20 protein-coding genes are annotated in these 23,698 nt (G+C 70.4%); 14 read left to right on the forward strand and 6 right to left on the reverse strand.

Annotated elements, in window-relative coordinates; all coding sequences use genetic code 11:
- Positions 1 to 4 precede the first annotated feature (4 nt).
- Positions 5 to 2,107, forward strand: a complete 2,103-nt coding sequence (locus D0D37_RS28920; RefSeq protein ID WP_116203752.1) for an iron ABC transporter permease — start codon at positions 5 to 7, stop codon at positions 2,105 to 2,107.
- On the opposite strand, the gene D0D37_RS28925 is transcribed toward D0D37_RS28920, so the two are convergent.
- Positions 2,104 to 3,519, reverse strand: coding sequence for an FAD-dependent monooxygenase (locus D0D37_RS28925; RefSeq protein WP_116203753.1), 1,416 nt, complete (start codon positions 3,517 to 3,519; stop codon positions 2,104 to 2,106). The genes D0D37_RS28920 and D0D37_RS28925 overlap by 4 nt on opposite strands.
- A gap of 59 nt (positions 3,520 to 3,578) precedes the next feature.
- Between D0D37_RS28925 and D0D37_RS28930 the strand changes: the two genes are divergently transcribed.
- Both D0D37_RS28930 and D0D37_RS28935 read left to right on the forward strand, forming a co-directional pair.
- Positions 3,579 to 4,205: a TetR/AcrR family transcriptional regulator C-terminal domain-containing protein gene (locus tag D0D37_RS28930; RefSeq protein WP_116203754.1), complete on the forward strand. Its 627-nt coding sequence runs from the start codon at positions 3,579 to 3,581 to the stop codon at positions 4,203 to 4,205.
- A 74-nt stretch (positions 4,206 to 4,279) separates the two neighbouring features.
- Positions 4,280 to 5,482, forward strand: a complete 1,203-nt coding sequence (locus D0D37_RS28935) for an FAD-dependent oxidoreductase (RefSeq protein ID WP_116203755.1) — start codon at positions 4,280 to 4,282, stop codon at positions 5,480 to 5,482.
- Positions 5,483 to 5,810: 328 nt separating this feature from the next.
- Here D0D37_RS28935 and D0D37_RS28945 read toward each other — a convergent pair whose 3' ends face one another.
- Positions 5,811 to 7,382 (reverse strand): choice-of-anchor A family protein, encoded by a 1,572-nt coding sequence (locus tag D0D37_RS28945; RefSeq protein ID WP_208720185.1) that lies wholly within the window; start codon positions 7,380 to 7,382, stop codon positions 5,811 to 5,813.
- Between the two features lie 187 nt (positions 7,383 to 7,569).
- Here D0D37_RS28945 and D0D37_RS28950 point away from each other — a divergent pair, with 187 nt between their 5' ends.
- Together D0D37_RS28950 and D0D37_RS28955 are read left to right on the forward strand one after the other, a co-directional pair.
- Positions 7,570 to 8,241 carry a FadR/GntR family transcriptional regulator gene (locus D0D37_RS28950; RefSeq protein WP_116203757.1) on the forward strand — a complete coding sequence of 224 codons (672 nt, stop codon included), beginning with the start codon at positions 7,570 to 7,572 and terminating at the stop codon, positions 8,239 to 8,241.
- The gene (locus D0D37_RS28955) at positions 8,238 to 9,044 is read left to right on the forward strand and encodes an ABC transporter ATP-binding protein (protein ID WP_116203758.1); all 807 of its coding nucleotides are present in this window, start codon (positions 8,238 to 8,240) and stop codon (positions 9,042 to 9,044) included. The genes D0D37_RS28950 and D0D37_RS28955 overlap by 4 nt, the downstream gene beginning before the upstream one ends.
- Positions 9,045 to 9,257: 213 nt before the next feature.
- Here the strand turns inward: D0D37_RS28955 and D0D37_RS28960 are convergent, their stop codons facing one another.
- Positions 9,258 to 10,481, reverse strand: coding sequence for an MFS transporter (locus D0D37_RS28960; RefSeq protein ID WP_116203759.1), 1,224 nt, complete (start codon positions 10,479 to 10,481; stop codon positions 9,258 to 9,260).
- Between the two features lie 107 nt (positions 10,482 to 10,588).
- On the opposite strand from D0D37_RS28960, the gene D0D37_RS28965 reads away from it, so the two are divergent.
- The 3 genes from D0D37_RS28965 to D0D37_RS28975 all read left to right on the forward strand — a co-directional run bounded on the left by D0D37_RS28965 (position 10,589) and on the right by D0D37_RS28975 (position 12,826).
- On the forward strand, positions 10,589 to 11,494 hold the full coding sequence (locus D0D37_RS28965; protein ID WP_116203760.1) for a LysR family transcriptional regulator: 906 nt from the start codon (positions 10,589 to 10,591) through the stop codon (positions 11,492 to 11,494).
- Between the two features lie 79 nt (positions 11,495 to 11,573).
- Positions 11,574 to 12,071, forward strand: coding sequence for a peptide-methionine (S)-S-oxide reductase MsrA (gene msrA / locus D0D37_RS28970; RefSeq protein ID WP_116203761.1), 498 nt, complete (start codon positions 11,574 to 11,576; stop codon positions 12,069 to 12,071).
- A 2-nt stretch (positions 12,072 to 12,073) separates the two neighbouring features.
- Positions 12,074 to 12,826, forward strand: coding sequence for a DUF427 domain-containing protein (locus D0D37_RS28975; protein ID WP_116203762.1), 753 nt, complete (start codon positions 12,074 to 12,076; stop codon positions 12,824 to 12,826).
- Here D0D37_RS28975 and D0D37_RS28980 read toward each other — a convergent pair whose 3' ends face one another.
- Both D0D37_RS28980 and D0D37_RS28985 read right to left on the reverse strand, forming a co-directional pair.
- Complete coding sequence (locus tag D0D37_RS28980) at positions 12,827 to 15,493, reverse strand: MGDG synthase family glycosyltransferase (protein WP_244223710.1); 2,667 nt, start codon at positions 15,491 to 15,493, stop codon at positions 12,827 to 12,829.
- Between the two features lie 17 nt (positions 15,494 to 15,510).
- Positions 15,511 to 16,494: a DMT family transporter gene (locus D0D37_RS28985; protein ID WP_244223711.1), complete on the reverse strand. Its 984-nt coding sequence runs from the start codon at positions 16,492 to 16,494 to the stop codon at positions 15,511 to 15,513.
- A gap of 97 nt (positions 16,495 to 16,591) precedes the next feature.
- Between D0D37_RS28985 and D0D37_RS28990 the strand changes: the two genes are divergently transcribed.
- Together D0D37_RS28990 and D0D37_RS28995 are read left to right on the forward strand one after the other, a co-directional pair.
- Positions 16,592 to 17,257, forward strand: a complete 666-nt coding sequence (locus tag D0D37_RS28990) for a VC0807 family protein (protein ID WP_116203764.1) — start codon at positions 16,592 to 16,594, stop codon at positions 17,255 to 17,257.
- Entirely contained in the window at positions 17,257 to 18,006 is a 750-nt protein-coding gene (locus D0D37_RS28995; RefSeq protein ID WP_167493584.1) for an SDR family NAD(P)-dependent oxidoreductase, read from the forward strand. Before D0D37_RS28990 ends, D0D37_RS28995 begins: the two co-directional genes overlap by 1 nt.
- 116 nt (positions 18,007 to 18,122) lie before the next feature.
- On the opposite strand, the gene D0D37_RS29000 is transcribed toward D0D37_RS28995, so the two are convergent.
- Entirely contained in the window at positions 18,123 to 19,319 is a 1,197-nt protein-coding gene (locus tag D0D37_RS29000) for a PucR family transcriptional regulator (RefSeq protein WP_116203766.1), read from the reverse strand.
- 151 nt (positions 19,320 to 19,470) lie between these two features.
- On the opposite strand from D0D37_RS29000, the gene hpnC reads away from it, so the two are divergent.
- The 4 genes from hpnC to D0D37_RS29020 are packed head-to-tail and all read left to right on the forward strand — an operon-like array spanning position 19,471 to position 23,574.
- Positions 19,471 to 20,337: a squalene synthase HpnC gene (gene hpnC, locus D0D37_RS29005; protein WP_208720186.1), complete on the forward strand. Its 867-nt coding sequence runs from the start codon at positions 19,471 to 19,473 to the stop codon at positions 20,335 to 20,337.
- A gap of 5 nt (positions 20,338 to 20,342) precedes the next feature.
- Positions 20,343 to 21,203 carry a presqualene diphosphate synthase HpnD gene (gene hpnD, locus D0D37_RS29010; RefSeq protein ID WP_208720188.1) on the forward strand — a complete coding sequence of 287 codons (861 nt, stop codon included), beginning with the start codon at positions 20,343 to 20,345 and terminating at the stop codon, positions 21,201 to 21,203.
- Positions 21,200 to 22,537 carry a hydroxysqualene dehydroxylase HpnE gene (gene hpnE, locus D0D37_RS29015; protein WP_116203768.1) on the forward strand — a complete coding sequence of 446 codons (1,338 nt, stop codon included), beginning with the start codon at positions 21,200 to 21,202 and terminating at the stop codon, positions 22,535 to 22,537. The genes hpnD and hpnE overlap by 4 nt, the downstream gene beginning before the upstream one ends.
- Positions 22,534 to 23,574, forward strand: a complete 1,041-nt coding sequence (locus tag D0D37_RS29020) for a polyprenyl synthetase family protein (protein ID WP_116203769.1) — start codon at positions 22,534 to 22,536, stop codon at positions 23,572 to 23,574. Before hpnE ends, D0D37_RS29020 begins: the two co-directional genes overlap by 4 nt.
- Positions 23,575 to 23,698: the final 124 nt, after the last annotated feature.

Raw genomic sequence — 23,698 nt, forward strand, 5'->3', positions numbered from 1 at the left:
TCCGATGACCGCACCAGCCCCCGCACCCGCCCGGCCGCTTGTCTCGCGGAAACCGAGGCTCACCGCGTCCGTCGTCTTCCTCAGCGGAATCATCGCGCTGCTCGTCCTGTCCGCCGTGCACCTGCTGCAAGGAACGTCGCATGTCGGGCTCGGCGAACTTCTGCGCGCCGTTTTCCCTGGCACGGACGACGACGCGCGCAGCCAGGCGGTGGCAGTGCTCGTGGCCAGCCGGCTCCCCCGGCTGGCCGCGGCGCTGCTCGTGGGGCTGGCGCTCGGGTTCGCGGGCTGCGTGTTGCAGTCGGTGGCGCGGAACCCGCTCACCTCGCCGGACACGCTCGCGGTCAACGCCGGTGCGTACGTCTCGGTGGTCGGCGTCGCCGCGTTCGGGGTCTCGCTTCCCTTCTATGTCAACGGAATCGTCGCCTTCATCGGCGGTCTCGCGGCGGCCGGACTGGTGTTGCTCGTCGCGCGCAGCAGCAGCGGCGGGGCGGCCCGGCTCGTGCTCGCCGGGTCCGCGATCGCGCTGGCGCTGACCGCGCTCACGTCGGTGCTGCTGATGTTGTTCCAGGAGCGGACCGCGGGCCTATACGGCTGGGGCAGCGGCACGACTGTCCAATCCGGACTGCGGCAGGTTTCCCTTGCCGCGCCAGTGATCGCCGTCGGCATCCTGGCGACGCTCCTGCTCGCGCACCGCCTCGACGTCCTCAGCCTCGGCGATGACCACGCGCGAGTGCTGGGCATCGACGTGCGCCGTACCCGCACTTTCGCCGTCGTCGTGGCGGTGCTGCTTTCGGCGGTCGCGGTGACCGTCGCCGGGCCGATCGGATTCGTCGGCCTGTGTGCGCCGGTGATCGCGCGGTTGCTGGCGAACCGGGTGCCCGGGCTCGGGAAACATCCGCTGTTGCTGCCGCTCGCCGGGCTGACCGGGGCGCTGGTCGTCGTGGCCGCCGACGTCCTGCTCCGCGTTCTCGTCCCAGCGGACAAAGTGGTTTCGGTGCCGACCGGCGTCGTGACGACCCTCGCCGGCGCCACCGTCTTGGTCTGGCTGGCACGACGGCAACCCTCCGGTACGCCGTCCGCGCGCGGCACGCACGGCACCGTCCGGTCGCGCCGCTGGGTGGCTGGGACCGGCGTCGTGCTGACGATCGCGCTGGTCGGCGCGGTGATCGCCGCGCTCCTGCTGGGCGACCGGATCGTGCTGCTCGGCGACGTCCTGAACTGGCTGCGCGGAGTGTCCGGCACCGAGGTGTCGTTCGCGCTCGACCTGCGCTGGCCGCGGATGCTCGCCGCACTGCTCGGCGGGGCGGCGCTGGCCGTCGCGGGCGCGCTGGTGCAGGCGATCTGCCGCAACCCGCTGGCCGAACCGAGCCTGCTCGGCGTGACGCCCGGCGCGAGCGTCGGCGCGATCAGCGTCGTGCTTTTGGTGCCTGGCATCGGAGTCTGGCCGATGATGGGCGCGGCGACCGTCGCCGCCTTCGCCACATTCGCGCTCGTGCACTGGCTCGCCACCGGCCGCGGTTCGACCGGCCGAGGGCTCTCGTCGGACCGGCTGGTGCTGGTCGGCATCGGCGTCAGCGCGGGTGCCCAGGCGATCACGACGCTCGTCGTGGTGCTCACTTCGCCGTGGAACGCGCACCTCGCGCTCACCTGGCTCGCCGGGTCGACTTACGGCCGGGAGTTCAGCCAAGTCCTTCCGGTGCTGTTGTGCCTGGTCATCGCACTGCCGATTGCCCTGTCCAGCGCACGGACCCTCGACCTGGTCTCGCTCGACGAGGACGTGCCTCGCGTGCTCGGCGTTCCGCTGGACCGTTCTCGGCTCACGTTCGCCGCACTCGCCGCCGTGCTCACCGCCGCAGCCGCGTGTGCGGTCGGCGCGCTCGGTTTCGTAGGCCTCGTCGCCCCGCACGCCGCGCGGGCGTTGGTGGGTTCCCGGCATTCGCGATCGCTGCCGGTGGCGGCCGCGCTGGGAGCGGTGCTGGTGTGCGTCGCCGATACGTTGGGACGCACGGTCCTCGCACCGACCCAGATCGCGGCGGGACTGGTGACCGCACTGATCGGGGCACCGTATTTCGGCTGGTTGCTGTGGCGGAGCCGCGCGAACGCCTAGGCGAACCAGGTGTCCAGCGCGACCTTCAATTCGGCTTCTCCCCCAGCCCAGGCGATGACCCCGTCCGGACGCAGCAAGAACGACTCGGTGTTCGTCGCCGAGACCACCTCGACTCGCTTCGTTGCCAACGCGGCGAGTCCGCGACTCTCCGGGTCGAGCACCAGCACGCCCCGCCCGGTGCGAGTGTGGTCCGACAGTCGCGTGACGCGGCCGTCATCGTCCACAAGGGACTTATCTGGACTGTGCAATCCGACCGGTTCCTCTGCCAGGTAAGGGAATTCGTATCGCTCCGTCACTCCGGACAGCAGGTCCGAGAAGTACTGGTTCGCCTGCGGAAGATCCATCAGCTCCGCGACGATCTCCCGTAACGCGTCGACCTGCGGCCCCGGCGCGAGCAACGCCGACTGCGCCCGCGTGTTGCGCAGGACCGCCGCGCCGACCGGGCCGCGTTCGCGGAAGTAGCTGTCCAGCAAGGTATCCGGCATTTCCCCGCGCACGACCGCGGCCAGCTTCCAGCCGAGGTTCGCCGCGTCCAGCAGACCGAGGTTGAGCCCTTGACCGCCGCTCGGCGAGTGCACATGCGCCGCATCGCCCGCGAGCAGAATCCGGCCGCGCCGATAGTCGTCGGCCTGGCGCGCTTGGTCGGCGAACCGGCGGGACTCGCGTACCTCCGCCACGGTGACGTCCTCGCCGGTCACCCGCCGGATCGCGGCGGCCATTTCCGCCGGAGCGACCGGACCGTCAGGCTCGCCGTCGCGTGCGAACTCGGTGACACCAGCCATGCTGCCGCTGTGCAGGAAGGTCCCATCGGGGTACCGTCCGGCGGGCGGAACCGGCCCCTCGAGCCGGACTTCGCCCGCGATCGTCCGCAGCAACGGCGGCGTGCCCGGAAAGCCGAACCCGGCGAGGCTCCGAACCTTCCCTCGGCCACCGTCGCAACCCACGAGGTAAGCCGCGGTGATCTGCTGTTCTCCTTGCGGCGTCTCGACAATCGCCGTTAATCCGTCCACACCAGACTCGATCGCCGTCACCCGATGCGCCCGGCGCACGGGTACGCCGAGCACCTCCGCGTGTCCGGCGAGAAGCCGCTCCAGTTCCGGCTGCCAGATGTGCGTGCGCGGGCGATTCTCGTCTGGGAGGAGTTTGTGGATGTTCGCGAAGTGGCCGAGCGAGCTGCCGTGATCACGCGCGAAATCGCGCATCCCCTCCTCGTGCGCCGCGGCTAGCTGCGGGCCGAGACCGCGCCGGGTCAGCGCCTCCGTCGCGAGCACGCCGATGCCGCGCGCCTTCCGTTCCGTCGAGGGCTCCGCGAGCCGCTCCACCACCAGCGGCCGGATGCCGCCGAGCCGGAGTTCGGCGGCGAGAAACAGCCCCACCGGCCCGGCCCCGACCACGATGACGTCTGCGTCCATGATTCTCCTTAACTTGTTAAAGGCTAGACTGCCCTGAACTAGTTAAGGAGGCAACCGCCTTGCCGATCGAGATCCCCGCGGCGGTCCGGACCGCGCTCGCCCTCGTCGACGCCGACGGCCTCGACAAGCTGACCGTCCGCCGCCTCGCCACCGAACTCGGCGTCAAAGCACCCGCTTTGTACTGGCATTTCAGCAGCAAACGGGCCCTGCTCGACCATCTCGCCGACACCCTCGTCACCCCAGTCCTGGCCGGCCTCCCACCACTGGACACCCCCTGGCTGTCGTGGCTGAAGCAAGCAGGCACCGCCCTGCATGCCGCTCTCCTCGGCCATCGAGACGGCGCCCGCATCGCGCTCGGCGCAGACCTCCGGACCGCCCGCTCGCTGGGCGAATTCGCCGAGCGCGCGGTGGACGTGCTGCACCGAGCCGGGTTCCCGCTCGCCGACGCCACCCGGTGCGCCGGGGTGTACGTCCACTTCATCCTCGGCCGCGCCGTCGAGGACCAGGCCTGGCCGGACGACCTGGAGGCGACCATCGAAAGCATCCCGTTTCCGCTTATGGCGCAGGGATTGCGGGAACGCCAAGCAGCCGGAAGCACCGTCGAGGACAGCTTCGAATACGCACTCGGCATCGTGCTCGCCGGACTGGAGGCGAAGCGGCCATCGCGAGGTGCAATGACTCACTAAGTTGTACGGTTGCACTTTTTATATGGTTCCACTTATGCTGGGTGCAGATCACACCGGCACGAGAGGGGAAGACCATGAAAGAGACACCGCGCATCGCCATCGTCGGCGGCGGCCCGGGCGGGCTGCTCGCCGCGCACGTCCTGCACGGACACGGCATCGCCGCGACCGTTTACGACGCCGACGCCGCCGTGGATTCGCGAGATCCCGGCGGCACGCTGGACCTGCACGCCGACAGCGGGCAGATCGCCCTGGAAGACGCCGGACTGCTGCCCGCCTTCCACGCGCTAGCCCGCGTCGAAGGCCAAGCCATGACCAGACGCGACCACCACGGGACCCTGCTGAAGGAGTTCACCCCCGCCGACGACGACACCGCCGCCCCGGAAATCGACCGCGGCCAGTTGCGCACCATGCTGTACGAACACCTCGCGCCCGGCACCGTCCACTGGGGACACAAGCTCATCGAGCTGACGACCGAAAACGGCGTCCACCGCTTGAAGTTCGCCAATGGATCCACAGTGGACGCAGACGTCGTGGTCGGCGCGGACGGCACTTGGTCGAAGGTCCGCCGTCGACTTACCGACGTGCTGCCCGAATACCTCGGCGTGTCCTTTTTGGACGTCCGCTTCGACGACGTGGAAACCCGGCACCCGGACATCGCGGCTTTGGTAGGCAACGGCCAGCTGTTCACCGCCGACGGCGCAGGCCGGGCGGTGATCGTGCAGCGCAACAGCAACGGCGTGATCCGCGGCTACGTCGCGTTCCGCGCCGACGAGGACTGGGCCGCACGCGAAGGCGTCGACCTGACGGACCGCGCCTCGGTGCGGGAGTTCCTGCTGCGCGAATTCCGCGATTGGGGCGAGACGGTGCGTCCGCTGCTGACCGACAACGACGGCGACTACGTGGCGCGCGCGTTCACCGCACTGCCCGCTCCCTTGACGTGGGAACGAGTCCCGGGCATCACCGCGCTCGGCGACGCCGCACACGCGATGGCCCCGTTCGGCGGGCACGGCGCGAACCTGGCGCTGCTCGACGGTGCGGAATTGGCGCATGCACTGCACGAGGAGCCGAGCGTCGAAGCCGCGTTGACCCGCTACGAGACAACGATGTTCGCCCGCACCGGCCACCTGGCCGCCGACTCGAACGCGGCGCTGCGGGGCTTCTTCGCCGACCGACCGGACAGTGGCCCGCAGGACGTTCCGGACCGGGAGGAAGAACTCCGTGCCTACGAGGCCCGCGCCGCCGAGTACCGCGCCTCGCGCACGCCAGTCGCCCAATAGCCGAAGGTCCGCCCGTCACGACCCGCGCAATGCCGTGAAGGCCACCTTCACGGACTCTGAGTCCGTCAGGGTTCCCCTCACGGATTTCACCCGCCGCGCGACCTGAGTGTCCGTGAAGGGCTCCTTGGGGGAATTAGATTCCCCCAAGGAGCCCTTCACAGACGCTGGTTTGGCCAGGTGCCCCTCGCGACCCGCCGCGATGCCGTGAGGGGAACCCACGAGGTCCGTGAGGGGAACCATCACGGACTCTGAGTCCCTCAGGGTTCCCCTCACGGACTTCACGCAGTCAGGGCACCCGGCCCGACCTGAGTGCCTGTGAAGGCTTTGGTCAGGAGCGCTTGCGGCGAACCGCCACTGCCGCCACCAGCGCGCCGCCGATGAGCAGCAGCGCACCTCCGCCGATCAGGTAGCCGCGGATGTCCGCGCCGGTCGAGGCGAGCGGTCCCTGGTCGGACGGACCGGTTCCGGGGGCCACCCCGCCGGAGTTGTCGCTCGTGGTCGTGATCGGGACCGGGGCCTCCGACGACGAACTGGACGTCGTCGGGCTCGTGCTGCTGGCCGAGGACGCCGGCTGCGAACTCGACGACGTCGCGCTGGACGAAGTCTCCGAGGACGACGACGTCGGCGCGGTCGACGAGGACGTCTCCGACGGGCCGGTCGGGACGGTGGAACTGGACGTCGTCGAACTGGTCGACGTAGTCGAGGTCGCGCTCGACGAGGTCGTGCTGGACGACGTGGTGCTCGTCGGCTCAGTCGTCGTGGTCGACGTCGTGGAGGAAGTCGACGTGGTGCTCGATGTCGGCTCCGTGCTCGACGTAGTGGTGCTGGACGTGGACGTAGTGCTGGTCGGCGTAGTCGAAGTCGTCGGCGTCGTGCAGTCCGGCAGGTCCCCGTTGAACGGATAGGCGTGGAATTCCTGCCCGCCCGCCGCGCCCTCGGACGTGTGCAGCAGGTTGCCCGCGGTGAAGAACCGGCCGTTCGTGCCCGACGCGGTGACCGTCGTGTCGCTGGACGGGTTGCCGACCAGCACGCTGCCCTGGAACTGCGCCTGCCCGGCGATCTTCACCTTCGACGCGTCCGGGAAGTTCCACAGCAGCTTCTCGCGCAGGTGGTTGATCGGGTCCTGGTCGGCGAGGTCGCCGGTGTAGGTGTTGATCACCCGGTTGCCGCCGACGAGGTTCACCAGGACGGTCGCGCCCGCCGGGATGCCGGCGAACGCGAGGCCCTGCATGCCGCCGCCGGGGCCGGTGAGGTCGAAGTCGACGTTGAACACCTGCAGCGCGGACTTCCCGTCGCCGGTGAACAGCGTGCGGTAGCCCTCGTTCTTCGCCGTGCCGGTCGCCGCGGACTTGTCGTAGCAGGTGCTGGCTTCCTGCAGCTGCGTCCGGAGCTGCTTGTACGGCTCGGCCGCGTTCGGGTCCTGCTTCAGCGTGCCGACCACGGTTCCGGTGACAGTGCCGCCGTAGCGCACGACGCCGCCCTCCGCGAGCAGCCGCTGGTTCGGCGCGATGGTGACGTTCTTGCCGGTCGTCAGGAAATCGCTGCCGTCCGGCGGGGGCACGCGCGAGCCGACGCCCACGATGCCGATGTTGTAGATCGAGGACGCGCCGGCCCGCTTCGCCATGTCGAAACCGCCGAGCACCACGACCTTGCCCTCGGCCTCGGCCGCGCCTTCGCGCACCAGGAAATCGCCGCCGGCGAAGACGTTGATGCCGCTGTCCCGTCCCGCGAACCCCTCGTTGTGGACCGGCGGGTACTTGTCCGGGCAGGCGTCGCCGACGCACGGCCCCAGCCCCCCGGGCAACGGAGCGGCGCTCGCGCCCGGACCGGCCACAAACGCCACTGCACACACCGCCGCGGCGATCGCTCCGCCCACGACGGCCATTTTCCTGGCACGCATGCGGCCGATCCTTACCCGGAGCGGCCGAAATACCTCAGTCAAAACACCGTAACCCACCCGAACGGGTCAGAAAATACCGCGCTCCTCAGACAAGTAGACTAGTGACGCTCCACACTCGACACCCCGCCGGAAGAATGTCCCGCAGTAGCCTCGCTCCTGTCGTTCCGCCCGACCAGAAAGCCTCCCGATGCCCCCTCTCGTGCACCGGCACCCGCTCGCCGCGCAGGCCGCCGAAGTCCTTCTGGGACGCATTCGCGCCGGCGAATGGCCGCTCGGCCACAAATTGCCCGGGGAAACGACTTTGGCCGCACAACTGGGCGTCGGCCGTTCGACCCTGCGCGAGGCGATCCGCGAATTGGCGGGCAAAGGCGTGCTCGATTCCCGGCAGGGCTCCGGGGTTTTCGTGACCGCGCTGGACGTCGCCGAGGATTGGGACGCGGTGCTGCGCCGCGCCACCATCGGCGCGGTGCTCGAAGCGCGCATCGCCATCGAAGCGGAAGCCGCCGCCCTCGCCGCACACCGGCGAACGCCGACCGACCTGCGCGCGATCCGCCGCGCGCTCGCGGCCCGCGCACTCGGCGACCCGGACGTCGAATTCCTGGTGGACACCGACACCGCGTTTCACCGCACGGTGCTCGTCGCCGCGCACAACGACGTGCTCATCGAATTGTTCGACAGTTTCGTCCCCCGCGTCCACCGCGCGATGACGGACATGCTGCGCGCCCGGCCGATCACCGCGCCGGAGGAAGACCAAGCCGCGCACCTGGCGCTCGTCGACGCGATCGCGGACAAGGACGCGTCCGCCGCCGCGGAACTGAGCCGGGCGCACCTGACCGCCTTGAAGGAGGCACTTTCGTGAGCGAGGTCGTGCTGCAGCTGACCGACGTCGTGTTCCGCAGGCAGGGCAAGGAAATCCTGCACGGCGTGAACCTGACCGTGCGGGCAGGCGAACACTGGGCGCTGCTCGGCCCGAACGGCGCCGGGAAGAGCACGATCCTCGGTTTCTGCGGCGCGGTCACGCATCCGACGACCGGCACCGTCGACGTCCTCGGCGGACGGCTCGGCCGCGTCGAACTGCAGGCGTTGCGCCGCAGCATCGGCCACGTCGACCCGCGGCATCCGCTGCGTTCGCCGCTCACCATCCGGGAAGTCGTGCTGACCGGCATCACCGGAAGCATCGACACTCCCCCGCGCTGGCAACCCACCGCGGCGCAGATCTCCCAGGCCGACGAACTCATCGGTCTCCTGGGCCTGGACGGCAAGTCCGCCGAACGCTGGCCGACGCTCTCCCAAGGCGAACGCGGCCGCGCCCTGATCGCCCGCGCGCTGATCAGCGACCCTCGGTTGCTGCTGCTCGACGAGCCGTCCACCGGCCTGGACGTCGCCGCTCGCGAGCAGCTGCTCGAAACGATCGACCTGCTCGCCCGGACGCATCCCCGGCTCGCCTCCATCGTGGTCACGCACCATCTGGAGGAACTGCCGGAAACGACGACGCACGCCTTGCTGATCGCGGACGGTTCGGTGGTGTCGTCCGGACCGATCGACCAGGCGGTGACCACGGCGAGCATCAGCCGGGCATTCGGTCACCCGATCCGCGTCGACCGGCACGACGGCCGGTGGAGCGCCCGCGCCGCCCGCACGCGGTCCACCGAGGTCGCCTGACCCGAGCAGTCGCACGCCGAGCCCGGAGATCGGCTTGCTCGGCTCGCGGAGATCGGGCACCCCCGCGGCTTCGGCGGCACACCCCCGCACCACCAACGCCGCCCGACCCGAGCAGCCGCACACCGAGCCACAAGCCCGACCGACCCGCCCCGCAGCGATCAGACCCTCCCACGGCTTCGGCGGCGCACCCCCGCACCGCCGAAGCCGCCAGGCTCAAGCCGTCCGCAGCACTCGCCACGCGGAGAATCCCAGCAGTACCAGCTCCGCGGCCGAGAACCCGACCAGCGCGAGCGGGCTCGGCACCCACAGCAGCGTCATGCCGACCAGCAGCACCGGCACCACCAGCCCGGCGTAAGCCGCCAGGAAGATCCCGGCCAGCACCTCGCCCCGGGACAGCGGATCGGCCAGCGCGGCCACCGTCCCGACCGAGGCGCGGAATCCGAGTCCCATCCCGCTTCCGGCGATCACCGAACCGACGAGGAACAACGCCAGCGAAGGCAGCAACGCAGCCACCGACAGCACCGCCAGCCCGATCGGCATCAGCACGAACCCCAGCTTCAGCTGTGCCCGCGGCGCCATCGACGCGAAGACCACCTGCGACACCGCCGCGGCGGCCAGCATCGAGCCCGCGGTGACCCCGGCGAGCATCCGGCTGTGCTCGTGCAGGCCCTCGGCGAGCAGGGTCGGCGCGAGCGACATGAACAGTCCGGTGATCGCGAACGCGGCGAACACCCCGATCGCCGCGCCGATGAACGCCGGCCGCGCCCCGGCGGGCAGCGACACCCGCTGCGGCCGGTAAGCCGGACGCTCCTCGCGCCGCTCGACGGTCTCCGGCACCAGGCACACCGCGAACGCGGCGACCAGCAGCACGATCAAGAACACGACAAACGTACTGGTCAGCGGGCTGCCGATGTACTGCGCGAAGACGCCGCCGACGACCGGGCCGAGCCCGAGCCCGCCCATATTGACGACGGTGGCGATCAGGCCGGAGCGGCCGAGATCCTGGTCCGGACGGGTCACCGCCCGCAGCTCAGACAGGTGCGCGGTGGCCGTCGCGGTCAGCGCGCCGATGCCCACGCCGCACACGAACCGCGCGATCAGCAGGCCCGGGACCTCCGGCCAGAGCAGGAACAAGACCGCGGACAGCACCTCGGCGAGCACCGAAGCGAGGATCACGCGGCGACGGCCGAGCCAGTCGCTGACGTGTCCGGCGAGGTAGAGGCTGGCCATCACGCCGACCGCGTAGGCCGCGAAAACGACGGTGACCAGGAACGTCGGAAACCCGTCCCGCTGCTGGTAGAGCGCGTACAGCGGGGTGGGCACGGTGGAGAACGCGAGGCACGCGGCGAACGCGAACGCGATCACCCGGAACCCCCAGCCATGGCTGACGCGCCATCCGGCCGGGGCGGTGAAAGCGGGCGGAACTGTGGTGACCATGTCGACCTTCCAAGCGGGAACCTACGTCTGCAACGATCCCTCGCTCCACTCATCAAGTCCAACGAAAAGTGTTGGTCAGAGTTATCTGGATCAGCGATAATTAGGCGATGGATACGCGCCAGCTCGAGTTCTTCGTCGCGGTCGCCGAGGAGCTGAGCTTCACGCGGGCGGCGCAGCGGCTGTTCGCCACCCAGTCCACGGTTTCGGCGACGATCCGCGCGCTGGAGACCGACCTCGGCGCGACGCTCTTCGACCGGTCTACCCGCCGGGTCGCGCTGTCAACCGCGGGCGCGCTCTTCCTGCCCGAGGCGAAAGCCGCGCTGGAATCGGTGGAGCGGGCCCGCGAGGTGGTGCAGCAGGCGTCGGCCGGCCTGCGCGGGAGTCTCCGGATCGGCACGCTGACCAGCATGAACGCGTTCGACCTGCCGGTGTTGCTCGGCGCGTTCCACCGCAGGCACCCGCTGGTCGACCTGCACCTGACGGTATCCCTCACCGGCTCGTCCGGCCTCGCCGACGACGTCCGCCACGGCCGCCTCGACGTCGCCCTGCTCGGCCTCTCCCGAGCGGAACTGGGCGGCCTCGACGCGACGCAACTGGCCAGCGTGCCGTACTACGCCGTGCTGCCGGACAGCCACCCGCTCGCCGAGCGCGCGTCGGTCGCACTGCCGGAATTGGACGGCGAGATGTTCGTCGACTGCCCGCGCGGCTTCGGGAACCGGCTGGCGGTCGACCGCGAATTCGCCGCGCTCGGGCTTTCCCGCCGGGTGACCGCCGAGGTCGCCGACCTGCGGACGGTGCCGCGCTACGTCGCCGCCGGGCTCGGCGTCGCGGTCCTGCCCGGCACCGCCCGGCTGACCATGCCGGGCGTCGTGTCGATCCCCGTCGCCGACACGTCGCTGACCTGGCCGCTCACCGTCGTCGTCTCCGCGAAGCGGCCGCCGTCGCAGGCCCTGCGGACGCTGCTGGACCTGTTCGTCGCGGCCGCGGCGGAGGGAGATATTACGGAGTTCTGACCGGGCCCCGGGCGGCCGGAATAGCGACCGGCGCCGCAGCGTCATCCTGTACACGGAGTTCGCGACGGGAGAGAAGGAAATGACGGAAAAAGCGATCCTGGCCGGCGGGTGTTTCTGGGGCATGGAGGAGCTGTTCCGCCACCAGCCCGGCGTCACCGCCACCCGCGTCGGCTACAGCGGCGGCGACGTCCCCCACGCCACCTACCGCAACCACGGCACCCACGCCGAAACCATCGAAGTCACCTACGACCCCGCCCACACCGACTTCCGCACCCTGCTGGAATTCTTCTTCCAGGTCCACGACCCCAGCACCAAAAACCGCCAAGGCAACGACCTCGGCGCCAGCTACCGCTCCGCCATCTTCTACACCACCGACGAACAAAAACAGATCGCCGAAGACACCATCGCCGACGTCGACGCCTCCGGCCTCTGGCCCGGCAAAGTCGTCACCGAGGTCACCCCGGCCGGCGACTTCTGGGAAGCCGAGCCCGAACACCAGGACTACCTCCAGCACTACCCCAACGGCTACACCTGCCACTTCCCGCGCCCCGGCTGGAAACTCCCGAAGCGCGGCTGATCATGACCGATTATCCAGCGGCAGCAGTCGAAACCGGACACGTGGAACCGGTCCCCCGGCGAGTGCGCGGAGTACTCGCCGGGAAGACCATTGTGGACAGTACGCGGGCCAAGTACGTCTGGGAATGGCCCTATTATCCGCAGTTCTACTTCCCGCTCGACGACGTTCTCCCTGAGGTGCTCACGCCGGAGAACGAGGTCGACGGCCCGGCCCGACGGCACTCGCTGCACGTCGGCGAGGTCGAAAAGCCCGCTGCCGCTTGGATACACGGCGACGGGTCTGTCCTACCCGGACACGTCCGCTTCGCCTGGGACGTGCTGGACGCCTGGTTCGAGGAGGACGAACAGGTTTTCGTCCACCCGCGCAACCCGTACACGCGGGTGGACGCTTTGCGCTCGATCCGGCACGTCCGAGTTCGGTTGAATGGCGTGACTTTGGCGGAATCCTCGTCGCCGGTGCTGTTGTTCGAAACCGGCCTCCCGACGCGGTATTACTTCAACCGCACCGAAGTCGACTTCACCCACCTCGTCGCCGAACCCGCCATGGTCACCGCCTGCCCGTACAAGGGCGAGACGTCCGGCTACTGGTCCGTCCGCGTCGGCGACGTCCTGCACGAGCACCTCGCGTGGACGTACGCCTATCCGACCGCAGCGGTCCAGCCCATCGCCGGATTGGTGGCGTTCTACAACGAGATGGTGGACATCGAGGTAGACGGCGAACTTCTTCTCCGTCCGCACACGCACTTCTCGCAGTGACTACACCCGACTGAACGCCTCCACGACCGCGGTCGCCAGCCGATCGCCGCGCTCCTCTTGTCCGGCGGGCACGGTGATGCAGATGGTGAACCGATCCGCCCACGTCATGATGCCGACCGCGACCGGAACGCCGGGAGCGAGCGACAAGACCGGGTAGACCGTGCGGACGAGAGCGCCGTTGAGCACCACCGGCGACCGCGCGCCGGGAAGGACCGAGGCGATGGCGCTGAACCACGTGCCGCGGTAGACAAGTCTGGCCGCCCGGCGGTGCAACGCCGGAGGCAGGATCCCGAGCACGCGCACGACCGCGTTGCCCGCGCGGGGCGCACCGTGGCCGACTTGGTCGGACAGCATCCGATCAGTCGCCCGTACCCGCTCCGACAGCGACATCGCCCCGGTCGGCAGATCCACCGACGCGGCACCGGTGTGGTTGCCGAGCTGCCGGAAGGTCCCGGTGTCGCGGACCGACATCGGAATCAGCACCCGAAGCTGCTCCGGCGCGGTCCCGCCCAGCTCGCGATGCAAGGCCTCGGCGACGAGCGCGAGGACGAGGTTGGTCGTCGGCACCGCTGCCCGCCGCGCGGCTTTCCGGACCTCGGGGGCGGACAGGTGAGCGCGCGCGAAATGCCGCTGAGGGCCGTCGATCCGCTTGTCCCAGCGAACCCGAGGCGCGGTACCGGCTCGCGCGAGGGCCCAGATGCCGCGGGCGAGATCGGCGGCTTGGTGGCGGGTTTTGCTGCCGGAGCTGGGTTTCGAGCGCGCGGGTTCGGCGTGGCCGGGACCACCGGCCGATTCCGTCGGCCGGTCAAGTCCGTGCCACACCGGGCCTGCCCCGCGAGCAAGCACCTTGCGCACCGGCGCCACCAGCCCGGCAAGTCCCGCCCGCACGGCACGTCGCTCGGGTTCAGACCTGTTGCGCCCCAATGCGGCATTGGGTGCTCCATCGATGCCCCCGCCACCATCCTCGACGGAGGCGCTGCGCGCCGCTGGCTCATTCAACGCACCCAATGTGGCATTCGGCGCGCCCGACGCACCCAATGCGGCATCGGGGCGGTGCCACCCCCTCCGCCGAGGCGCCACCACCGGGACCAGCGGCTCTTTCCCCCGCGCCTGCCCCACCAACGCGCTGATCACCGCGATCCCGTCACTGGCCGCATGGTGCAGCGCGATCAGCAACGCCCCCTGCTCCCCCTCGATCCCCGCCACCAACCGCGCTCGCACCGGACGCTCCGGAGACACCGGTTCCGAGAAGAACGCGTCCATCTCCCGCGTCAAAGCCGCGTCCAACGGTGCATCCGGCCCGACCCGCACCGAAGTCAGCACATCTGCCGACGTCCGTCCCGGGTCCTCCTGCCACCGCGCTCGCCACAAACCGCTGCCGGGCAGCAATCGCGTCCGCAAGCCCGGCGTCGCGGCCAGCAGATGTTCGGCGTCCGCAGGGGTGACCGGCGTTCCGTCCGCCTTGGGGTCGAACAACAACACCGCCCCGACCTGCTGCGGCACCTCCGGAGTGGCCACGTGCACGAACAGCGCGTCCTCCGGCCGGAGCCGCTGCGTCGGCGGATTCAACGGCGCGGAGACGAGCGATTCCAACGCCGATCCGAGCGGGGTGGCCGTCTCGCAATGCCGGGCGACAGCTTCCGCCATCTCCTTGAGCCGTTCCGGTTCGGCCAGCAGCCCGCGCACCGTCTCCGCCAGCTCACCGTCCTTTGTGGACACCAGAGCCAGCCCGGCCGCGGCCATCAACCGGGCGTTGGCCTTGCCGTGCGCGGCGATCGGGTGATGCATCAGGACCGGCCGTCCGCACGCCAGGGCCTCCAGCGAGGTCGCCCCGCCCGCGTTCGTGACCACGACGTCCGCCGCCAGCGTGTATACCTCCGGCTGATCCGTCCAGCCGACCACGCGCAGCCGCGGTTCGCCCAGTGCCCGCAATCGGGCAGCCACCGCGTCGTTGCGCCCGCAGATCGCGATCGGCACGACCGACGGATCCGCCGCCAGCAGTTCCCGCACCGTGGTCTCGATTTCGCCGAAACCCAGCGACCCGCACGAAACCAGCGGGACGAACGCGTCCGGCGGCAGCTCCAGCTCCTGCCGCGTCGCCGTCTGGTCCCCAGGACGGAACACCGCGCGCACCGGTGGCGCGGACACTCCGACGTGCGCCGACGGCGACGAGCGCAGCGCGGGCGCGACCGCGACGTCGTGCATCACCATGGTGAGATCCGCCGCGCCGTAAACCCAGAACGGATGCGGCGCGAAGTCCGAAACCCACGCACCGATCGGCACCGAGAGTTTTCCTTTGCGGCGCAGCCAGGCCAGTCCCGCGGTTCCCATCGGATACGTCGACAGCACCAGGTCCGGCGCGAATTCGGCGACCGGTTTCGCGAGCCGCCGCCCGCACCAGGAAGCGGTGAACCACCGGGACGCGGCGGCGAACCACGGAATCCGCCAGATCGCGCCGTAAAAGAACTCGTAAAGCCACGGGACGCTTTCCACATTGGCGACGTAAATCCGCTGGAAAAGCCCCTCGAAACCGGGGCCGAGCCGTTCGAGGGCATTGATCCACGAAACGGTCGCATCGGGCCAGCGCTGCCGCACCGCGTCCTCGAGCGCGCGTCCCGTGGCGTTGTGCCCCTGCCCCATGTTCGCGGACACGATCAGCACGCGCACCAGCGCATCCCCCTTCACTAGCAAGCGGTCCCGGCGAGGCCGTACCCGTCGTCCTGGTCCGAATCAGGCTCTTCGCCGGATTCGTCCGGCGCGGTTTCCTCCTCGGCGGGCGGCATTTCCGATTCCGCCGACAAATGCGACGCGCGCGTGGACAGCAGCGCGATCCCGACCACGATCACCAGCCCGGCCAGCGCCTCGCCGAACAGCGCGAGCGGCCTGCCGTCTGCCGATTCGCCCATCCACGACAGCCCGATCGCGACGCCGACCAGCGGATCCAGCGCGGTGATCACGGCGAGCGCGGGCGTCAGGAACCGGCCCTGCTGGAACGTGTTCTGGCTCAACAGGAATCCCAGCGGCCCCACCACGCACACCAGATACAGCGTCCAGTGCCGGAACGGCTCGTCGATCCCGACGCGGAACTGGCCCGCGACCACCTTCATCAATCCGGCGGTGAGGCCGTACAGCACGCCGGTGGCGACCGCGAGCGCGAGCACCCGCCAAGATCCGGAATTCGTTGACGCGGCAACAACAAGCGAGACCAGAGTCACCACCGCGAGCGCGATGCCGAGCGGCAGCAGGCCGCCGCCGCTGACGAGCGTCTCGCTGTTGCCGCTCGGCCGGGCCACGACGAGGAACGCGGCCAGCCCGGCCACGCAGAGCAATCCGCCGACACTCATCGTGCGGTCCGGACGGCGGCGCTCCAGCCGCGCGGACGCGAGCCCGGCGAACATGAGCGATGTCACGAGCAGCGGCTGGACCAGCAGCAACGGCCCGAACGCGAGCGCCACGAGCTGCAGGACGAGACCCAGGATGGTCGCGGCGATCCCGATGAGCCACAATGGGCGTCCGACGAGCCGCTTGAAGAGCGTCAGGTCGAGCGGCTTGCCGGTTTCCACTTCTTTGGTCGCCCTGGCCTGCGCTGCGCTCGCGAGTCCCATGCACGCCGCGCCGGCCACGGCGGCGGGGACAGCCACGACCAGCGACATCCCCGTAACTGTCACGGACTCTTCACCTCACACCGTCCCCATCCGCCGTGCTTATGCTCGAGCCTTGTCCAGGCCGAGTCGCCCGGTTGGCACCGGAGGCAGCAGAACCCGCATGCGACACCCCCATACGATCGACCTCCCCTCGTTCCGCAACCTCGTCGTGGGCGGGGGCCGGCACCTGCTGGAGTCGACGCTGGTCCCGGCCGGCCTGTTCTATCTCCTGCTGACCCTGGTGAGCTTCGACAGCGGGGTCATCGCCGCGCTCTGCTGGTCGGTCGCCGTGGTCGGCACCCGGCTGGTGCTGCGCAAGAAGATCCCCGCGGTGCTGCTGCTGACCACGGCTCTGCTGGTCGCGCGCACTGTGCTGGGCCTCGCCACCGGCAGCGCTTTCCTGTACTTCTTGCAGCCGACTCTACAGAATTTCCTCGTCGCCACCCTGTTCCTGATCTCCGCGCCGTTCAACAAACCGCTGCTCGCGCGGCTGGCGGGCGATTTCTGCGCCTTCCCGGAAACGCTGTCCGGACATCCCGGAATGCGAAGGTTCTTCCAGCGCGTGTCGGTGCTGTGGGGACTCGTGTTCGCCGTGAACGGCGGCGTGACGCTGCTGATGCTCGCGCGGGAAACCGTCGGCAACTTCCTCATGGTGAGCACCGCGGGCTCGTATTCGATCATCGGGCTGGCCATCGCCGGTTCGCTGTGGTGGTTCCGCCGTTCGCTGCGGTCGGCGGGCATCACGCTGCGCATGGGCCACCTTCCGGCCGCGCTGCCCGCCGCCTGATGGCCCGGACCGCGCTCGTCACCGGCGCGTCGTCCGGCATCGGCGCCGCCACCGCTCGACAGCTCGCCCGCTCCGGCGTCCACGTGCTGCTGCACGGCCGGAACGAGGACCGGCTCGCCGCGCTCGCCCGGGAAACCGGCGGCACCGCGCTCACCGCCGACCTCGCGCAGCCGGGCGCCGCGGCGGATCTCGCCGAGCGTGCGCTCGCGAGCACCGGATCGGTGGATCTGCTCGTCAACAACGCCGGCCTCGGCTGGTCCGGTCCCCTGCCCGAACTGTCCGAGGAACGGCTGCGGCGCCTGGTCGAGGTGAACCTCACCGCGCCGCTCGACCTGACCCGCGCGCTGCTGCCCGCGATGCTGGAACGCGACCGCGGGCAGATCGTTTTCGTGTCGTCGATCGCCGGACGCACCGGTGTCGCCGGGGAAGCGGTGTACGCCGCGGCCAAGTCCGGTGTGGACGCTTTCGCCGACAGTCTCCGATTCGAGCTGCACGGCACCGGAGTAACGGTCGGAATCGTAGTTCCCGGCGTGGTGCGCACAGAATTCTTCGAGCGCCGCGGCCGTCCCTACACCCGCAGCACGCCCCGGCCGGTCAGCGCCGAACGCGTGGCCGCCGCCGTGCTGCGCGCCGCCGCGCATCCGGGTGACTACTACGTGCCGCGCTGGCTGCGGATCCCCGTCGCGCTGCGCGGCACGGCACCCGGGCTGTACCGCGCGCTCGCGGCGCGGTTCGGTGCCGAAAGCTGACACGCGCACCTCCTCCCCCGCGTACCTCGTGAGTGGCAATCCCGGTTCTAACCGGGATTGCCACTCACGAGACCCAACCACGCCCCCTGTCCCGCCGCATCAGGGAATCTCCCCCATCAGCCATTTTCGTCCCTTTCCCCAGGCGGCCCCCAAGCCAGCGCGAGCACCAGCGTCGCGCGCACGGCGGGGTCGTCCAGCGACGGTCCGAACAGGTCGTGCAGGCGGCCGAGCCGGTAGGACACCGTCTGCGGGTGGATGTGCAGATCCTCCGCCACCGCCTTGCGGTCGCCCAGATGCAGCAACCAGGACGTGAGCGTGGTGGACAAGCGTTCCCGCGCGGACTCGTTCAGCTCGTCAAGCGGGGCAAGGGCTTGTCTTCGCAGCACGTCGAGCAGCCGGTCGTCGCGGTGCACGATGATCGCGTCGAGATGCTCGTCGGCGAACACCGGATCGTCGCTGAGCAGGTGGTCGCGGCGCAGTCGCGCGGTCACCTCGGCGATGCGCAGGCTGGCCGGGAGCCGGTCGAGCGGCACCGTCGCGCCGACCACCGCTCCGCCTCCCCGCAACGCGCGAGCCAGCCACGCGCGTCGGCCTGGGCCTCCTGGGTCCGGCACGATCGCCACCACCGCCCCCGGGCGACGCAGCCGCAGACAGCTGTCTTCGAGGCGGAACACCAATTCCCGGCCCAGCTCGTTGTCGTCCTCCACCAGCACGACCGCGGCATGCTTCGGCAATCGCCACTCCGCCCGCTGCGAAGCGGCCCGCACCGCGGCCTTGTCCGCGCGGTCGGACAGCAGCAGCGCGGTCAGTTCGTCGCGCAGCCGTTCCCGCGCGCGCACCGCGTCCGACTGCTCCTGCAGATAACCGCGAAGCGACGATTCCGAAAGCTGGTCCACCAGAGCGAACACAGTGGTGGCGAGCGAGGCGAACAGCTCGGCGGGCACTTCCAGATCGAGCGCGGCTTCCGAAACGTGCCGCCACGCCACGCGCGCACCCACCCGATAGGCGGACAGCAAACTCGTGACGCGCCGGCCCTGCTGGTATTGCGCTCGCCCGATCTCCTCGAACACTGTCTGCTCGACGCCGGACCCCAGTTCCGGCAGCCGTTCGTCGGGCTCGGCCGCCATGTCGATCAGCCGCCGGACGAACCCCGCGCTGGCCGCGACGAGGTCGGCCAGTTCTTCGGTCAGGAACTCCGCGTAGTCGGGATGCTCGTCCGCGAGCTGGTCGCGGACCTCGTTGAGGATCGCGGGAAGCCGGCGGGTCACCACCGTCTCCAGTTCGTCAAGCCGGGTCACCTGATGTGGTCCCATGTGTCCGGGAGTCCTTCCGTCGCAGGCAGCGGTCCTCGGGTCGCCTCGGGACATCCTGACCCCACTTTGGCCTCTCGTGCCAAGTCGAAGCCAGCGAAATTCGCTTTCCGGCGGCAGAAGCCGCCCGACCGGGGGCGCGACACTGGCGGGGATGAGATCGACCTCGGCAGTCCGTCACGCTCCGGATACGTCTGGCCTGCGTGAGAAACGGCGCTCGGAAAACTTCCCGGTGGCCCTGCGGGTGCTGCCGGAAAAGCTGCGCGCCGACCTTGTCGCGGTCTATTCCGTCGCGCGCACTGTGGACGATCTGGGCGACGAGGCCGAGGGCGACCGGGTCGCGCAGCTCAAGGCTTTCTCGGCGGAACTGTCCGCGGCTTTCGGCAACGGGGAACCGGAAGACCCCGCTGTCCGTGGACTTCTCCCCGCGATCCGCGCCGGACGGTTGACCGAGGAACCCTTCCAGCGGCTGGTCCAAGCGAACATCCAGGACCAGGAGGTGCACCGTTATCCGGTCTTCGCGGACTTGCTGGCGTACTGCCAGCTTTCCGCCGACCCGGTCGGGCGCATCGTGCTCGACCTGCTCGGAGTGGACGACCCGGCCGCGGCGGTGCTGTCCGACCGGATCTGCACCGGGCTGCAACTGGTGGAGCACTGGCAGGACGTCGGCGAGGACTACCGCAACGGGCGGGTGTACCTGCCGCAGGAGGATCTCGCCGAGTTCGGCGTGGCCGAGGAGGAATTGGGCGCCGCGCACGCGTCGCCCCGGATGAAAGCGCTGATGCGGTGGGAAACCGGCCGCGCCGCCGCCCTGCTGGGCGGCGGCGCGGATTTGCTCGGGTACCTGTCCGGGTGGGGACGGTTCGCGGTGAGCGGCTTCCTCGCCGGCGGGCTCGCGACGGTCGACGCACTGCGCGCGAGCGGCGGCGACGTGCTGTCCGCGCCGGTCCGGCCGAGCCGGGCCGGACTGCTGAGTTGGCTGGGGTGGCTGCAAGTCGGCACGAGGAGGCGGTCCGGATGACGACAATGGGCACAGTGGACGAGGCCTACGCGCACTGCGCGGCGGTCACCAAGGAACAGGCACGCAACTTCTACTACGGAATCCGGTTGCTGCCGCCGGACAAACGCGCGGCGCTGTGCGCGGTGTACGCGCTGGCCCGGATCATCGACGACATCGGCGACGACACCGAAGCGTCCGACGAGGCGAAGCTGCAGGGGCTCGCCGGGGTGCGGAAATCGCTCGGCGACCTGTCCGCGACCACCGATCCGGTGTACGTCGCGGTCGCCGACGCGGCGCGCCGGTACCCGATTCCGCTGGGCGCGTTCGAGGAGTTGCTCGACGGTGTCGAAATGGACGTGACCGGCCGCGAGTACGTGCGGTTCGAGGAACTGGTCGAGTACTGCCGGTGCGTGGCGGGTTCGGTCGGTCGGCTGTGTCTCGGCGTGTTCGGCAGCCGTCCGGAGCCGAACGCGCCGGTGTACGCCGACGAGCTGGGGATTGCCTTGCAGCAGACCAACATCTTGCGCGACATCCGGGAGGACCTGCTCAACGGCCGGGTGTATCTGCCCAAAGAGGACCTCGACCGGTTCGGCGTCGAGCTGTCCGTCGGACCGGACGGCAAGCTGGCCGACCCCGAAGGCGGGCTCACCGCGCTGATCCACGACAGCGCCGCGCGCGCCCGCGACTGGTACTCCCGCGGTCTTCGCCTGGTGCCCTCTTTGGACGGTCGCAGCGCCGCGTGCTGCACTGCGATGTCGGGCATCTACCGCACTCTGCTGGACCGGATCGACGAGCAGCCCGCCCGCGTGTTCGACCGGCGGCTTTCGTTGTCCGGCCGGGAAAAGGCGGTGGTGGCGTTCCGGGCGCTGACCGGGATCGGCCGATGACCGCCCCGGTCGCGGTGGTCGGCGGCGGGCTCGCGGGCATCGCCGCCGCGCTCGCCTGCGCCGACGCCGGACGGCCGGTGACGCTGTTCGAGGCGCGTCCGCACCTGGGCGGACTCACCCATTCGTTCACCCGCGGCGAGCTGCGAGTCGACAATGGACAGCACGTGTTCCTCCGCTGCTGCACCGCTTATCGCGCGCTGCTCGACCGGCTAGGCGTCGCGGACCGGGTGACTCTGCAGCCTCGGCTGGAGATCCCGATCCGGCTGCCGGGCGCGACCGAGCCGACCTGGCTGAGACGCGACGACCTGCCCGCGCCGCTGCACTTGGCCACCTCGTTGCTGCGGTACGAGCCGCTGCGCCCGCTTGACCGGGCCCGGTTCGCCCTCGCCGCGCTCGCGTTGCGCCGGGTGGACCCGAAGTCGGACCGCACGGATCGCCAGTCCTTCGGGGAATGGCTGCGGCGGCACGGACAGAGCGCGGCGGCGATCGAGGCGCTGTGGGATCTGGTCGGCGTGGCGACGCTGAACGCGACCGCCGACGACGCGTCGCTCAGTCTGGCCGCGACAGTGTTTCAGGAGGGGCTGCTCACCGATCCGGCCGCCGCCGACATCGGCTGGTCGCTGGTTCCGTTGCGGGAGCTGCACGGCGACCCCGCGCGCGAGCGGCTGCTCGAAGCCGGCGCGGACGTCCGGGTCGGCACGAAGGTGCGCGCGATCAGCGAAGGCTGGCAGGTCGGCACCGATCGCGGCGAGGAAACGTTCAGCCAGCTCATCCTCGCCACTCCCCCGCCGGTGACCGAACAGCTCGCGCCCGCCGGGGCGATCGGCCTGCCGCCCGGCTGGTCCGGCGGGCTCGGCAGCTCGCCGATCGTCAACGTGCACGTGGTGCTCGACCGGAAGGTGCTCGACGAACCGTTCGTCGCGGGCGTGCGCACGCCGGTGCAATGGGTGTTCGACCGAACGCGACAGTCCGGTTTGGACACTGGGCAATACCTCGCGATGTCGCTGTCCGCCGCGGACGCGCAGATCGACCTGCCCACCGCGAAACTGCGCGAGCGGTTGCTGCCCGAACTGCTGTCGCTGCTGCCCGAGGCCCGCGGCGCACAGGTGCTCGACTTTTTCGTCACCCGGGAGCGGCACGCGACGTTCCGGCCCGGTCCCGGCACCGCCTCGCTGCGCCCGCCCGCGCGCACCGCCCTGCCCGGGCTGTACCTGGCGGGTGCGTGGACCGCGACCGGATGGCCCGCGACGATGGAGGGCGCCGCGCGCAGTGGCGCAGCTGCGGCCGCCATCCTTCTTCAGCACAACGGTGAGAGGGAGGGAGTCGGAGCATGACCGCCGACGTATTTTCTGCCGCGAAGACGACAGCTGTCCGTTCCGCGGCGCCACCGGTGCTCGGCAGCGCCCGCGACGTCGTGCAGCCCGCGTTGCGCGCCGCCGTCGACCGGCTGGACGACACCAGCCGCGCGATCAGCGCCTACCACCTCGGCTGGACCGACCCGAACGGCGTGCCGGTGCAAGGCAACGGCGGCAAGGCCGTGCGTTCGGCGCTCGCCGTGGTGTCCGCGCAGGCCGCGGGCGCGCCGGTGGAAGTCGGCGTGCCCGGCGCGGTCGCGGTGGAACTGGTGCACAACTTCTCGCTCGTCCACGACGATCTGATGGACGGCGACACCGAGCGCCGCCACCGGCCGACGGTGTGGGCGCTGTGGGGCGCGGCGAGCGCGATCCTCACCGGCGACGCGATGCTCGCGCTCGCGCAGGAAGTGGTGCTGGACAGCGGTTCCCCCCATGCGGTGCCCGCTGGTCGATTGCTGACCGAGACCACGCGGCGGCTGATCCACGGCCAATTCCTGGACGTCGCGTTCGAGCAGCGCGACGACGTGATCCTCGCCGAATGCGTGACGATGGCCGCCGGGAAAACCGGTGCGCTGCTGTCCGCCAGCGCCGCGATCGGGGCGGTGCTCGCCGGTGCGCCCGCCGAGGTGGTCGACGCGCTGACCGTGTTCGGGGAGGAGATCGGCCTGGCGTTCCAGCTGGTCGACGACGTGCTCGGCATCTGGGGCGACCCGGCGGTCACCGGGAAATCGGTGTACTCCGACCTGCGGGCGCGCAAGAAGTCGCTGCCGATCACCTACGCGACCACGCACGGCGGCGCGGCGGGCCGGCGGCTCGCCGAATGGCTCGCCGGGGACGACGACGCCGACCTCGCCCGGATCGCCGCGCTCGTGGACGACGCGGGCGGGCGCGAATGGGCCGCCACGGAAGCGGCTCGGCACGTCGCCGCCGCGGAGCAAGCGCTGGCCGTCATCCCGCCGGGCCCGCGCGCCGATCTCGTTTCGATCGCCCGTTTCATCGCCGGAAGGGAAGCTTGATGACCCAGACCGTCCCCCGGACCTCCGCGCCCGCCGCCCGCACCGCCCGCACCGCTGCCGACACGGCGGCCGCGGCGGTCGAGTTCCTGCGCCGCGAGCAGGACCGCGCCGGATGGTGGAAGGG

The organism is Amycolatopsis circi, from assembly GCF_003385235.1.
GTDB lineage: Bacteria > Actinomycetota > Actinomycetes > Mycobacteriales > Pseudonocardiaceae > Amycolatopsis > Amycolatopsis circi.

What these genes read in the sequence shown, in the direction of transcription:
- hpnE (WP_116203768.1), top strand. Translation starts at nt 21,200, where the DNA reads ATGACCGCCCCGGTCGCGGTGGTCGGCGGCGGGCTCGCGGGCATCGCC.
- D0D37_RS29000 (WP_116203766.1), bottom strand. Translation starts at nt 19,319, where the DNA reads ATGGGACCACATCAGGTGACCCGGCTTGACGAACTGGAGACGGTGGTG.
- D0D37_RS28995 (WP_167493584.1), top strand. Translation starts at nt 17,257, where the DNA reads ATGGCCCGGACCGCGCTCGTCACCGGCGCGTCGTCCGGCATCGGCGCC.
- D0D37_RS28960 (WP_116203759.1), bottom strand. Translation starts at nt 10,481, where the DNA reads ATGGTCACCACAGTTCCGCCCGCTTTCACCGCCCCGGCCGGATGGCGC.
- D0D37_RS28925 (WP_116203753.1), bottom strand. Translation starts at nt 3,519, where the DNA reads ATGGACGCAGACGTCATCGTGGTCGGGGCCGGGCCGGTGGGGCTGTTT.
- D0D37_RS28920 (WP_116203752.1), top strand. Translation starts at nt 5, where the DNA reads ATGACCGCACCAGCCCCCGCACCCGCCCGGCCGCTTGTCTCGCGGAAA.
- D0D37_RS29020 (WP_116203769.1), top strand. Translation starts at nt 22,534, where the DNA reads ATGACCGCCGACGTATTTTCTGCCGCGAAGACGACAGCTGTCCGTTCC.
- D0D37_RS28950 (WP_116203757.1), top strand. Translation starts at nt 7,570, where the DNA reads ATGCCCCCTCTCGTGCACCGGCACCCGCTCGCCGCGCAGGCCGCCGAA.
- D0D37_RS28975 (WP_116203762.1), top strand. Translation starts at nt 12,074, where the DNA reads ATGACCGATTATCCAGCGGCAGCAGTCGAAACCGGACACGTGGAACCG.
- msrA (WP_116203761.1), top strand. Translation starts at nt 11,574, where the DNA reads ATGACGGAAAAAGCGATCCTGGCCGGCGGGTGTTTCTGGGGCATGGAG.
- hpnD (WP_208720188.1), top strand. Translation starts at nt 20,343, where the DNA reads ATGGGCACAGTGGACGAGGCCTACGCGCACTGCGCGGCGGTCACCAAG.
- D0D37_RS28965 (WP_116203760.1), top strand. Translation starts at nt 10,589, where the DNA reads ATGGATACGCGCCAGCTCGAGTTCTTCGTCGCGGTCGCCGAGGAGCTG.
- hpnC (WP_208720186.1), top strand. Translation starts at nt 19,471, where the DNA reads ATGAGATCGACCTCGGCAGTCCGTCACGCTCCGGATACGTCTGGCCTG.
- D0D37_RS28990 (WP_116203764.1), top strand. Translation starts at nt 16,592, where the DNA reads ATGCGACACCCCCATACGATCGACCTCCCCTCGTTCCGCAACCTCGTC.
- D0D37_RS28945 (WP_208720185.1), bottom strand. Translation starts at nt 7,382, where the DNA reads ATGCGTGCCAGGAAAATGGCCGTCGTGGGCGGAGCGATCGCCGCGGCG.
- D0D37_RS28935 (WP_116203755.1), top strand. Translation starts at nt 4,280, where the DNA reads ATGAAAGAGACACCGCGCATCGCCATCGTCGGCGGCGGCCCGGGCGGG.